Annotated in this window: 11 protein-coding genes and 2 pseudogenes; 6 read left to right on the forward strand and 7 right to left on the reverse strand. The window is 40.2% G+C overall.

What is annotated here, in order from left to right; all coding sequences use genetic code 11:
• Positions 1-42: 42 nt before the first annotated feature.
• The 4 genes from HP548_RS19440 to HP548_RS33945 form a co-directional block, all read right to left on the reverse strand.
• The gene (locus HP548_RS19440) at positions 43-1,308 is read right to left on the reverse strand and encodes an ABC transporter substrate-binding protein (RefSeq protein ID WP_175382567.1); all 1,266 of its coding nucleotides are present in this window, start codon (positions 1,306-1,308) and stop codon (positions 43-45) included.
• A 33-nt stretch (positions 1,309-1,341) separates the two neighbouring features.
• Entirely contained in the window at positions 1,342-2,517 is a 1,176-nt protein-coding gene (locus HP548_RS19445; RefSeq protein WP_175382568.1) for an acyl-CoA dehydrogenase family protein, read from the reverse strand.
• A 117-nt stretch (positions 2,518-2,634) separates the two neighbouring features.
• Positions 2,635-3,711, reverse strand: a complete 1,077-nt coding sequence (locus HP548_RS19450; protein ID WP_099859118.1) for a response regulator transcription factor — start codon at positions 3,709-3,711, stop codon at positions 2,635-2,637.
• Entirely contained in the window at positions 3,704-5,425 is a 1,722-nt protein-coding gene (locus HP548_RS33945) for a cache domain-containing sensor histidine kinase (RefSeq protein WP_175382569.1), read from the reverse strand. The genes HP548_RS19450 and HP548_RS33945 overlap by 8 nt, the downstream gene beginning before the upstream one ends.
• 222 nt (positions 5,426-5,647) lie before the next feature.
• Between HP548_RS33945 and HP548_RS19460 the strand changes: the two are divergent.
• Positions 5,648-6,382: pseudogene (locus HP548_RS19460) on the forward strand (manganese catalase family protein); the annotation flags it as partial.
• A gap of 272 nt (positions 6,383-6,654) precedes the next feature.
• On the opposite strand, the gene HP548_RS19465 reads toward HP548_RS19460, so the two are convergent.
• Positions 6,655-7,173: a DUF3231 family protein gene (locus tag HP548_RS19465; RefSeq protein WP_076288911.1), complete on the reverse strand. Its 519-nt coding sequence runs from the start codon at positions 7,171-7,173 to the stop codon at positions 6,655-6,657.
• 150 nt (positions 7,174-7,323) lie between these two features.
• Between HP548_RS19465 and HP548_RS19470 the strand changes: the two genes are divergently transcribed.
• Both HP548_RS19470 and HP548_RS19475 read left to right on the forward strand, forming a co-directional pair.
• The gene (locus HP548_RS19470) at positions 7,324-7,593 is read left to right on the forward strand and encodes a WGxxGxxG family protein (protein ID WP_076288822.1); all 270 of its coding nucleotides are present in this window, start codon (positions 7,324-7,326) and stop codon (positions 7,591-7,593) included.
• A gap of 117 nt (positions 7,594-7,710) precedes the next feature.
• Positions 7,711-8,550 (forward strand): MBL fold metallo-hydrolase, encoded by an 840-nt coding sequence (locus HP548_RS19475; RefSeq protein ID WP_175382571.1) that lies wholly within the window; start codon positions 7,711-7,713, stop codon positions 8,548-8,550.
• A gap of 562 nt (positions 8,551-9,112) precedes the next feature.
• Here the strand turns inward: HP548_RS19475 and HP548_RS19480 are convergent.
• Positions 9,113-9,994, reverse strand: coding sequence for a LysR family transcriptional regulator (locus HP548_RS19480; protein ID WP_076288824.1), 882 nt, complete (start codon positions 9,992-9,994; stop codon positions 9,113-9,115).
• Between the two features lie 178 nt (positions 9,995-10,172).
• On the opposite strand from HP548_RS19480, the gene HP548_RS19485 reads away from it, so the two are divergent.
• The 3 genes from HP548_RS19485 to HP548_RS19495 all read left to right on the forward strand — a co-directional run bounded on the left by HP548_RS19485 (position 10,173) and on the right by HP548_RS19495 (position 11,697).
• Entirely contained in the window at positions 10,173-10,967 is a 795-nt protein-coding gene (locus HP548_RS19485; RefSeq protein ID WP_175382572.1) for an SDR family oxidoreductase, read from the forward strand.
• Between the two features lie 27 nt (positions 10,968-10,994).
• The gene (locus tag HP548_RS19490) at positions 10,995-11,336 is read left to right on the forward strand and encodes a nuclear transport factor 2 family protein (protein WP_076288826.1); all 342 of its coding nucleotides are present in this window, start codon (positions 10,995-10,997) and stop codon (positions 11,334-11,336) included.
• A 73-nt stretch (positions 11,337-11,409) separates the two neighbouring features.
• Entirely contained in the window at positions 11,410-11,697 is a 288-nt protein-coding gene (locus tag HP548_RS19495) for a Dabb family protein (RefSeq protein WP_076288827.1), read from the forward strand.
• Between the two features lie 513 nt (positions 11,698-12,210).
• Here HP548_RS19495 and HP548_RS33430 read toward each other — a convergent pair.
• Positions 12,211-12,837 (reverse strand): annotated as a pseudogene (locus HP548_RS33430) (collagen-like protein); the annotation flags it as partial.

Genomic DNA, 12,837 nt, shown 5'->3' on the forward strand with positions numbered 1-12,837 from the left:
ATTTGAATTCTCAAATTGTCGCTCAGATCAAAGCTATTATATTTACTTAACAGCGTTAAGCTTAATTGTTTCATCAATGTTCTTCAGGTACTGCTCAGGCGTCTCGTTATTAATGAGATAACCTTGAGTTGTACTATATAGTTCCGTTACAATCGCACTTTCAAGCGTTGAAGACATCCAGTCATGAACTCTACCATTATCGATAAAATCAAGGATAGGCTGTAAATATTGATCGCCATAGGTTGTTCCCTTAATAATGGAAGGTTCGCCAGATAGATCAGACCACTTCTGAGCAACCTCTGGTCGAGCTATATATTTTAAGAAGGTAAGCGCAGCTTCTTTTTCCTCAGGCTTAGCTTTTGCAGAGATGGACAGAGAAGCATTGACACCTGATAAAGCTGTCGTGGTATCAACAGTATCATTCGGAAGTGGAAACGCACCGAATTTCAAATTAGGGTTAGCCACCTTAATATTCCCACGGCCGTATGAGCCAGAAATAATCATAGCGGCTTGACCATTAGCAAATGCTTCTTGCATCATTTGAGCGCTCACCCCAAAAGCATCCTTATTAGCATATTGCGTTAACTCTCTGAGCTTCTTGGCAAATTCCAAGAATTCTGGATTGCCTTCCACTTGACCTTCACCCTTAGCCACTTTAACCATTTCTTCAACACCACCAGGTGCAAAAGCAATGTTCGTAGCTTGGAAGATGTGACCTACATCCTTTAATGGAAGATAGAGCGATGTAATACCTTTGCTTTGAAACAATTTGCATGCTTCGATAAATTCAGCATAGGTGGTTGGGATTTTCACGTTATTTTGTTCAAATAGATTGATATTATAGTAGACTGCCATATAATTTCGAGCGTACGGCAAAGAGTAGTATCCACCGTCATCTGCTACAGTCATATCCAAATATTTTTCGTTAACATCTTTAATGAAGGGTTGATCGCTTAAGTTTTCGATATAACCATTTTTTACTTTTTCCTTAAATTGAAGCTGTGTAGGAAAATCAGTAAATAGGGGTGGAATATCATTTGTTGCAAACCGAGACGTTAATACTTTAACTGGGTCAGGCACGGTATTCATATTAATCTCAATATTCGGGTATTCCTTTGTAAAATCAGCAATAATTTCGTGATAGGCATTTTGAATGGCTTCCTCACCTTGCTGCTGGAAAAACTCGATTTTAACAACATCGCTCTTGCTTAAATTTCCGTTGTCTGCTACGTTTTCCTTCCCGCATGCCGTAAGAATTATGGACATTAATAACATAGCTGTAACAGATAGTTTTGCACTTCTTTTCATCTCTTTCTCTCCTAACTACTTCTTTTTAAGAGCTTATTTCCCTAATGCGCGATTAGCTAGATTCGTAATGACAACATCGTCCATTGGCGGATTATGAAGCCCTGCACGAACATCACGATACATTCGTTCAAGCGGGAAATCCTTAGAAAGGCTTAAGCCGCCTACAATTCTCATCGCGTGATCAACAACACGTAGTGCTGCATTGGTAGCAAGATGCTTGGCAACACCTAGCTCAATCTTCAGTTTTTCGCGATTAGCCGTTTCCTTATCCCAACGATCTGCAGTATCATAAAGGAAGGTTCTTGCTGTAATTAAATCAAGTTCAATTTCTCCAATTAGACGCTTAATATTAGGTAGCTCTGCAATTGGAACTTGTAATGAATTAGGCTGGTGCTTAGCAGCAAATGAAAGGGCGAAATCCCTGGCACCATGTGCAATTCCAAGATAACACGCAGGAATATGAAGCATGTTACCATCTGTGGGGACAAGCTTGCGCAGCTGGTCACTTGCTTTACCACGGATGTGATATCGATCTGGAACAAATACATTATTCATGGCAACATCATGACTGCCTGTTGAACGCATTCCCATCGTATTCCATGTCTCCAGCACTTTGACGCCATCGCCAGCTTCTACGATAAATGATCCTACAGTATCGGTATCAGACATCGTAGCTGCAACAATAAACTTGTTAAGAATCGGACTTAACGTACAGTACGATTTCTGACCCGTTATCAGCCAGCCTCCCTCAACTTTGACTGCTTTCGTCTCAGGCCTTCCACCACGAGTCGGACTACCCATTGCTCGCTCACTTACCAGTTCATTCAATACTAGCCCATCCTGTACAACCTCAAGACATAGCTCACTAAAAAGTTCTTCTGGAATTGCTCCTGATAGATGAAGCTGTTTCAATAAACCAATATGCCACCCGATTGCTAGTGCAGTGGAGCCGTCTCCTCTTGCCAGTCGCTCTTGAGAAAGAACCAGTTCATAAATTGATGCTTCCTCTCCTCCATATTGCTTTGGTACGGTAAGAGCAAGGTATCCGCTACCTCTTAACTCATTAAAATTCTCAAAGGGAAATGTTCCTTCAAGATCATGCTTAGGAGCTCGCTCTGCAAAAATCCTTGCTAGCTGATCTGCTCTTGCTGCAATTTTCGCTTCCCGCTCATTTCGTATAAAACGATCTGAAGAATCAGAGTATGTCATCATTAACAACTGCCTTTCTAATAATCCTCATTGGTTTACTTTGTTTAATATTAATATTGTTCCCTTAAAAATTGAATATAAAAAATCCGAGTTTTTTATTGTAAAAAACCGTAATATTTAGTTGTCCTCCAAATACTGTTTACGATATTCATTAGGTGTAAACCCATAAAATTTCTTAAATACATTGGAAAAATACTGTGGATCTCGCTCAAACCCACACTGTTCAGCTACTTCATAAATTTTCATTGTAGGATGTGAAAGTAATAGTTCCTTCGCCTTTTTCATGCGAACAAAGGTCAAAAACTGGGTATACTTCTCTCCTGTGTCTTGTCGAAAGAGCTTACCTAAATATTCGGAGTTAAGAAATAAATAATGCTGAGCTAGCCATTGCAAAGAAAGCTGTCTATTCTGAATATGCTGGATGGTTAATTGCTTTATTTTTATAACCAGCATACCCTTCTTATCAATCTTACGATAATGAAAGCTTGTATACAGCTTGCTTAACTCCTTCTGGAACGCTTGTATATCATGACTCTCTACAGCTGTAAGTGTTGTACTAATGCCGTATTCTGATTTCAACTGATTGCCGATGTAGGATAGCACATGATTATTGTTTTCTTGAAGGGCATGTAATGATAACCCCTCACTTAATAATTGCTCGATCCATAGCCTAGATATCTTCATTAATCGGGATTCATCAGCCTCAACAATCGACTGGAGCAAATCACTAGGTATAGAGGAAGAAATGATACCTTGACTTGCAAGCGCATTTGAAACTTTGGACTGTGTATTTTCCGCAAAATTGCTGCGTATAGCATCTACCTCCTGCTTAGACCATTGAAGTGCTTCTGTAATCTCATGCTCATCACTTGGCTTTAATAGATACCGTCTTACACCAAAACGCATGGCCTGCGTAGCTAGCTCAAACTCTCCAAACCCTGATAGAACAATAAATACAATACGAGGAGAAATCTTCAACCCTTGTTCGATTAACTGAAGTCCATCAACGATTGGCATTTTAATATCCGTAATCACCACATCAGGCTGGAGCTCTTGAATTTTCTCCAATGCTTGCTGTCCGTTTATAGCTGTCCCTGCTAATACCATACCAAGCGTAGTCCACTCTATTGTCTCTGCAATACCTTCTCTCGCCATTCGTTCATCATCAACGATTATTACTCTATAGCTAGACATGACTATCTTCACCTTTCCATAAAGCAGGAATTCGAATTCGAATAATTGTCCCTTGATTTATACCTTCTAAAATTGCAATACCATATGGCTCTCCATATAACAATTGCAAGCGCTCATGAATGCTTCTTAGTCCAATCCCTCCTTCTGTGTTTTGCTCTAAATAATGTATATCCATCCCTGGACCTTGATCCGCAATCCAAATATCTAAATCCTCGCCAAAGCATTCCCCGCTAATCGTAATTTGACATTCGCCTGTCAATTCATCGATACCATACTTAATTGCATTTTCAACAATAGGCTGTAGGATCATTGCAGGAATATAACTTTTGTTTAATTCATCCGGGATATTGATTTCACATTGCAGTCGTTCTTCAAATCGATATTTCTGAATGAGTAAATAGTTATTGACATGCTGAATTTCTTCCTGTAGCATGACCATTTCCTTTTTACTCGTTGTACTTCGCAACATATCACCCAACGCTTTGACCATGCTGGAGATGCGCTCTTGTCCCTGCCTGCGTGCTAGCCAATTAATCGAGTCTAACGTATTGTAGAGAAAATGAGGATTTAGCTTCGCTTTCAACGCCTCATATTGAGACTCCTTTATATGAATTTGTTTTACGTAGTTATCCTTAATTAATCGATCTAACGAGGCTGTCATTTTGTCAAAGCTGATTGTTAACCATCCAATTTCATCCTTATTCTTCACCTGCTCTTCTCGGGACGTAGCAAAATCTCCTTGCTCTACCTTGCTCATCCTAAAGGCCAGTGTCTCCAAAGGACGTGTAATACTTCTTGCAAAAATTATGCCTATCCATACGAGAGATACAAGAATGAGAGTATATAAAAGGAATAGAGTTTTCTTCATCTGAATCGCTTTCTGAAACAATGATTCATAAGGTACAAGATTCACTAATGTCCAACCTGTAAAGTTCATTGTAGATAAGGTACTCAAGTACTTGTGATGATTTAACGTGATCATTTCATAGCGTTCACCTGATCGTTCATTCTGTATTAAAGAGCTTGGCATAGGCTTATCTTTCCATTCCTCATCATTCCAATAGATTGGGGTATGATCTTCATAGATGAGCAATTTATTATTGGAAGATGACTGATTAGAGCCAATAGATTCAATCAAATCATTCGCATTCACTCGAACAATTAACGTCCCTAATGATGGAAAATCCATACTATTCACTGCTCTTATTTCCCTTAGGGAAGTAAAAATCTTAGAATCTCTTTCCCCACCCTTCCACAGACTTCCTCCTTCTTTCTGAGCGGCCATTGCAATAAATTGCTTACTGTAAGCTGGTGCAGTCTCATCCTTGGTTGTGCCCAGCCAGTAATCCTTGCCCCAATAATCAATAATCGCTACAGAGCGAATCGGATAATTAAAGAAACGATAGGATAACAGCTTCTCTTCCATTTCACGAATCGCAAAATAGGTTTCGTGACTATTCTTGTTCTGCTTTATCTTCTCCAACCCATGTTGAATGTCCGTGTCACTTGCTATCGATTGTGTCATACGATCAATGGCTGCTAGCTTGTCCTCAATTCGCTCTGAATACAAATATAGCTTCTCACTAGTTTGTTCATAGACAAGCTGTTCATATAATTTATGCATATTCTGCACGTATAATAGGCTTATACTACTTGTCAAAAGAACACCGATCAATACAAACAACACTAGCTTATGTCTTATTCTTATTTTCACTCGAATTCTCCCCTTACCGCATAACTACTCCAGCATATTAGAACCGATCCATTAAGAAGTAGTAATATAAACATTTAAGGTAATACCCTATTAAAAAATACTGTATATTCCCAAGTAAAACAATAAGAAAATAGGAATATAGCTGTTCTGTAGGTAGCTGAGTCCTAAAAAGATGACCTCATTGAAATCACATGTGGCTGCGAAGATTTGATTAACATGATCGTTGTATTTTTTCAGAGCAGTAATTTCCGTGGAAAAGCAAAGCAGTATAGGGACCTAATTCGTGGTGTATTTATGGAGGAATTAAGCCATGTTGAACTGGTGCAACAAACAATAAATCAATTGCTGACAGGAGCTGGAGCAGAGGGTGTAGGTAATGCTGGCATTGATGAGGCTCCGCTAGACGAAGCTATCAAACATGCCAATCCACATCATTACATTATGGGTGCTCAAAGTTCACTACCTGTAGATGCAGCCGATAATCCATGGCTCGGGAATTATGTGTATGATCATGGCAACCTAGTAAGTAATCTACACGATAATGTTGTACTGGAATCAACAGGTGTTCTACAAAAAACGAGAATCTATGAGATGAGTACATACAAATCATCCCGTGAAACTCTCTCATTTCTGATCGTTCGTGACAATGCTCACCAAAATGCATTTGCGAAGGCGCTCGAGACTTTAGGCGTAAACTGGAGCAATCTGTTTCCTGTTCCCAATTACGATATCAACAAATATCCAGAGTGTCAGAAATATGTTGACCTCGGCTTCCACAATGCACAATTTAACTTCCGTATGGACAACACACGCATTGCTGAAATATTCAGTGGCCAAACACCTAGTCGCCATGGTGGCGGGCTACAAGTCACGGAACCTTCACAGGGGTTCCCACTCCCGTTTATGCTGGAGCTTGCTAATGAGCACAGTCCAGGGTTGCATGATTTAAATACCTAAGATTTAAGTTACTAAGAAGTAAGGAAGCGTAACAAAAAGGAACCCTTGCTAAGGGTTCCTTTTTGTTACGCTGATTTGAACCACATCACGTAAATATAGTATTGTACGAAGCTTTCGAATAAGGAAACAAATATAGGAGATAGCCTACCTACAATGAAACGGTAGGCCTTAGGAAATGGGAGCCCCATAAGTTTATATCCAACACTCTACTTTATATGCCAGAGCAATACCATTGTCCTTCTTCTTCCTCTTGGTCTTAAGTAGCAGTAGTTTTAAGCCTCAACTGCTTCGGGTCTTTTCACTTGAAGAGGCGGTGGAATGAGCCAGCCTTTTTCTTTACTCATTTGAAGAATACGAACGCCTAAAGCAGTTTTCGTAACATGATATTTTGCAAATAAGGCACCAATATCCTCTCTGATCGATTGCCCCATAACTTGACTACAAGCAACCAATCCCATCGAAGTATCCGATGCAATTGATGCCGCTATCTCTGGATCCGTAAATCTCGCACCAACAGGAATATCCTCAAGTTTTACTGGAGGTCTTTCTGGTAAAGCTGGCGTTGGAGCAATTCCGTTATCCGTTAGCAGAGTATCACACTCTTTTATCTCAAGTTTTGCTTGATCAATCAGTGCTTCTAATGTTTTCTTTAAATCCTTATCTCCTGCATGATTTAGAAATGCTTGGTAGAAGGAAAGTGCTCCCTTCGCGACTGTTGAACATTGCCATACACTGAAGATTTCACCATAATGCATAGGTTCATTTTTGGGGTTTCCACTTAATATTCCGATCACAAACACTCCTTTAAATTTATTTTCCACCGGATATATAGTCCCAAATTCAATAACAACATATTCAACATAATCCTAAATTCATAATGGAATAATGAAATTATTTTGGGGGAAAATAATTTCATCACAATATCGAGGAGGCCAGCTTTTATGAAAAAACAATTAACTACTGCAGTGGTTTCAATATTCTTATTGGCTGCTTTAGCTGTTCCAGCATCAGCTCACGATGTAAATGAAGCTATGGTTGATGGACGAGACAACAACACTTACCATTACAACAGCACCAATAATAACCCAAACACTGTAAGAGCAAATTCAACAGCTAACGATAACCGTATGGACTGGGGATGGCTTGGCTTGCTTGGATTACTTGGTCTAGCTGGCATGCGTAAGAGAGTAACTGATCACTCTGATCGCTAATTTTAGATCTTCACATCATTGGAAACTAAGAGCTCTGTCAGTGTGACAGAGCTCTTTTAAAGATGAAAAATTATATGTCGTGAGATAAGGCAGCCAAAAGTTCAAGGAGGATGGTTAATGAAACAAGAATTGAATTATGGAACAGATTATAAATTTATTCCCGTAACTTCAGTGGGAAGTGGCGTAGGGATTGAAATGCTGCCTGATCTATTTTGCCACACTATCCAAATTGTAAATATCTGTTTAGTTGGTTACCCTGACGACTTCGTTTTAATTGATGCTGGAATGCCAAAGTCAGCAAATGAAATAATCTCGGTCATCGAGGAGCGTTTTGGTCCGAACAGCCGACCCAAAGCGATCATTTTGACCCATGGACACTTTGATCATGTCGGCGGGTTAATAGAACTGGTCAAGCACTGGGAAGTTCCGGTTTATGCGCATCCATTGGAAATGCCATTCCTCACAGGGCAGAAATCATATCCGGAACCAGATCCTACGGTTGAAGGTGGTCTGGTAGCTAAAATGTCCACCTCCTTTCCAAATGAACCAATAAACCTTGGGAGCAGCGTACAAACGTTACCTTCTGATGGGACTGTCCCCCATATGCCAGGGTTTAGATGGATTCATACCCCAGGACATTCTCCTGGTCATGTTTCGTTATTTCGAGAAAGGGACGGAGCGTTAATCGCAGGCGATGCTTTTACTACTGTAAAACAAGAGTATATGTATAAAGTATTTACTCAGGAATTGGAAATAAGCGGACCCCCTCGCTATTTAACAACAGATTGGGAAGCTGCAAAGCAATCTGTTATTAAAATTGAGGCTTTAAAGCCCGAGTTTGCTGTAACGGGCCATGGATTGCCGATGTCCGGTGAGGTGCTAACAACAAGCCTGAAAAAACTTGTTAATGAATTTGACCAAATTGCCGTACCGGATTATGGAAAGTATGTTAACTAAATTTTCCTCTTGGTACATTGGTTTTGGACAACGGTACAAATTCCGTTGTCCACCATCTACTCTTGACCATCCCACTCTATGTTCTATCCCCGATAATATAAGATCTCAAAACGACGAGAGATTCACAATTAAATACTAACCCCGACTTTTAACTGGTAATCCTTTGTATTTCACAACTCAAATACTCGATCTTAGTATCACCACAAATGCTACCCTATTAAGGTTAGGATAGACTTCATTTGTTCCTCTGAAGTCTCACCAATACTAATACCGTTTCTGTGATCGATGGCGAAATTTAACGGGACCATGTTCATGGCTATGGACATTTCTATCACTAATGGGTTCATTTACTCGTCTCTTGGCTATCACTTAATAAATTGCGATTATGTCAACCTCTTCACTGCCATGATTGGAGTTAGAACAATTTAAGCTCAAATTCAGTTTTTTAGGAATCATCTTCACGATGATCAAGGGAAAAAGCTTGATAGATGCGGTAAGTGTTCTTTTTAATGATTTCAATCTCAAAATTGAACGTAATTTAGAAAACTAAAAATTTCGGCATTCATTCTACTTGATGTAAAGTTTCAACATATTCAATAAACCTTTTGGCTGCTGGGGAAATATGATGATCTTCTCTCCACTTCAAACCGATTTCCCAGTACCAACCTTCATCAATGATTGGGATCCAGACCAATTCATCTAACATCAACCCCAACGTCTTAGGCAATACGGATACACCAAGACCCGACTTTATAAAACCGGCTACAGTGATCAGGTCCTCCGCTTCATAAGCAGAAGCAAGAACAAATCCGGTGTGTTGGAAACGGGACATAATCGTCGCCTTTAATCCGCAGTTGTTTTTCAATCCAATAAATGGTTCGCCAGACAGCTCTGCCAAACTCAGAGCGCTACAATCTGCATAACGATGTTGAGAGGGAACAACAATGTATAAAGGAACATTTTGAACAGTCATCCAGTGATGATTATCCAAAGTGGATTCCCTCGATGTAATCATAATATCCGAAAATCCTTGCTCCAAATGTTCATCAATATCCCCTAAGTTCCCTTGTGTCAATTCAAACCGCACTTTGGGATACTCCAATTGATAACTCCTTATTAGGCTAGGAATCAATTCAACACCGAGAATGTTTAGATAAGACAACGTAATCACACCAGTATCCGGATTAGACCACTCTTCGATTTCATTTAGGCCATTTTCAATATTTTGTAGGGCTCTACCAATCCATTTAGAGAACATGGTACCGTTTCGGTTCAGCTTTATATTTCGTCCATTTCGCTCAAATAAAGGAGCTCCTATTTCGTTTTCAAGCTTGGCAATTGCATGACTTAACGCTGGCTGAGTAATACCAAGTGTTTTGGAGGCTAATGTCATATGTTCAAGCCGTGCAACGGTCATAAAGTATTCTAATTGTGTAAGTTCCATTAAATTACCTCCGATACATTAATATTATTCATCATTTTTATTATTATAATAAATTGGACGTTATAGAAGTGGCAAGTGTAGTATTAGTTTTAGCTCCTCTCGAACAACACATCAAGGCTAAGAAACAGAGCGCTTTTAAATTAATCATTGAATACCATTACTACTAGGAGGAATAGATATGCATAAAGAATTTGAGTTCTCTGCATCAGAATTTGAAGGCAAGAAGGTCCTTGTAACCGGAGGAACAAAGGGAATGGGACAAGCTGTTGTAAAAAGACTTACAAACGGAGGAGCTACAGTACTTACTACTGCCCGTTCCCGCTCTATTGACTTGCCGAATCCGGTCAAATTTGTAGAAGCAGATGTTGCCACACCTGAAGGTATAGAGCAAGTTATTACAGCAGTAAAAGAGCAACTTGGAGGTATCGATATTATTGTCCATTGCGTAGGTGGATCAACCACACCACCAGGAGGCGCACTTGTATTGAGTGATGAGGATTGGCTTCATGCATTAAATTGGAATTTACTCGCAGCAGTTCGACTTGATCGCGGCTTAATTCCACTTATGTTAGAAAACAATTCAGGCGTTATCCTTCATTTCACTTCCATTCAAAGACGTTTGCCTTTATATGAAACTACACTGGCTTATGCATCGGCAAAAGCCGCTCTGGCTAATTATAGCAAGGGATTATCGAATGAATTTTCTCCTCAGGGAATTCGAATAAATACTTTGTCTCCCGGGTTTATTCAGACAGAAGCAGCTGACGCATTAATTGATCGGATCGCAACGGAAACAGGAAGTCGAGAAAGTGCACTCGAACAACTTATGGATTCACTCGGAGGTATTCCAATTGGCCGACCAGGGTTTCCAGAAGAAGTCGCTGAACTGACTGCATTTTTGGTCTCAGACCGAGCAGCATCCATTACAGGTAGTGAATATGTCATAGATGGGGGAACTATTCCTACAGTCTAACTAACATTAATAAAAGGAGAGAACAATATGGATCTCAATCATTTACCGTCTGTAATTGGCAAATATATTACTGCATCTAATAAACCAGACCCAGCAGTATTTGTAGATTGTTTTTCCGAAAATGCCGTTGTGTTGGATGAAGGAAAAAAGCGAAATGGAAAACAGGCGATCAGAGAATGGAGTGATCAATACCATTTCGCGGCGAATGTAACGTTAGAGCCAACAACAGCAAAAAAAATGGGTGAAGAAATTGTGCTAACATGCAAGCTGGATGGTACCTACGACAAGACTGGTCTACCCGATCCACTATTACTGAATTATCATTTCGTTATTGTTGACGATCAGATCGTCAGCCTATCCATTTTTTAAAGAAACCTCAAAGGCCTTGGAAATTTCTAAGGCCACTATTTATAAATTCTAATTATAACGGGGGTAAATACTCATGATAATTAACCATTTACTTATAAGACTAAAAGACTCTTCTGATACAAAAATCGAGGAGACACAAGAAGTCCTCCTTAAAATGAAAGGAAATATTGCAACCTTACTCGATATGCAGGTCAAGGTGGACATACGTCGTGATTCATCTTCTTATGATCTCATGCTGATCACAAAATTTGCATCGATAACGGATATGGAAGCGTATCTGGTAGATCCTTTACACCAAGAAATAAGCATATTTATTGGTAGTGTATTAGACAGCTCAGCATCGGTTTGCTACGAAGCATAAAGTACTGCAACAAACAACGGGACGAATGCTATAATAATTACGCATAATAAAGTGACTGCGAAATCTTTAAGTGGCAAGTCAACCAAGTGATCAGCCTTCTGTCATGTACCATGGTGTTTTTTGAGGTTTTGTCTGTATTTACTTATTATTTAGATAATCATCTAATCGGTAATCAGACTATGTTCGTAACCATTTCAGCAATCGGGACAAGAACTTGTACCTGTAACATAAAAAAGCCGCTATAATAGCGACTTCAATGGACTATTTTCTTGTCCTGTGAAATTTGAATACATTTTATTGACTGCTGCTCTTGGATCATCATCTGTTAAATCATCGTTGTTAGCATTAGGATATCGGTTGCAAATAAATGTTTAGTCTACTTTTTTTCATTCAGATGGAGCTCATAGGTCTGTTCGATATGACGTGAACCCCACGCATGGTTTAATTATCACATGAGAAAAGCCACCATAATAAAGGTGGCAAAATTTTCATTATCTATGCGAACGATATTTACTATGCTAATTGTGTGATAACCAGATGTGCCGAAACGGGTCTTGTTCCTCCGGCGAGAGGAGTCATGGTTAGTGCAGTGGAATTACCGGCTGGATTTCGCACGGTCAGTATTGAATTAATGACAGTCGTTTGTACTAAAGCCATTCCTGGCATCTGACTTGTGCCTGTTGCTCGCCCCACTACTGAATTGGATAGGTCAGCACCATTGAGTGTTAACATAAGTTGCCCAGCTTCATTCATACTTCCCTGAAACATAACCAGATACGTCCCGATCGCAGCCAAATTAAATGTGCTTGGACCCGTACGAGTAATTGTAGTTCCGCTTGTAGGTCCATCTTGCGGAAAACTTACGTCCGTGCCCGGAGCAACCGTTGCAGCATTGTCTGGTGGCATCAACGCAAAAAAATCTGCAAATCCCAGAACACCTCCGGCTGCGCCTGTAGCCCCCGTCACTCCAGTAGCTCCTGCTGGGCCTGCCGCCCCCGCTGCACCTGTTGCGCCAGTAGTTCCCGCTGGACCTGCTGGACCTGCTGCTCCAGCCGTACCTGTTGCGCCAGTTGCTCCCGCTGGGCCCGCTGGACCTGCTGCTCCAGCCGTACCTGTTGCGCCAGTTGCTCCCGCTGGGCC

Source organism: Paenibacillus taichungensis (genome assembly GCF_013359905.1).
Classification (GTDB): Bacteria; Bacillota; Bacilli; order Paenibacillales; family Paenibacillaceae; genus Paenibacillus; species Paenibacillus taichungensis.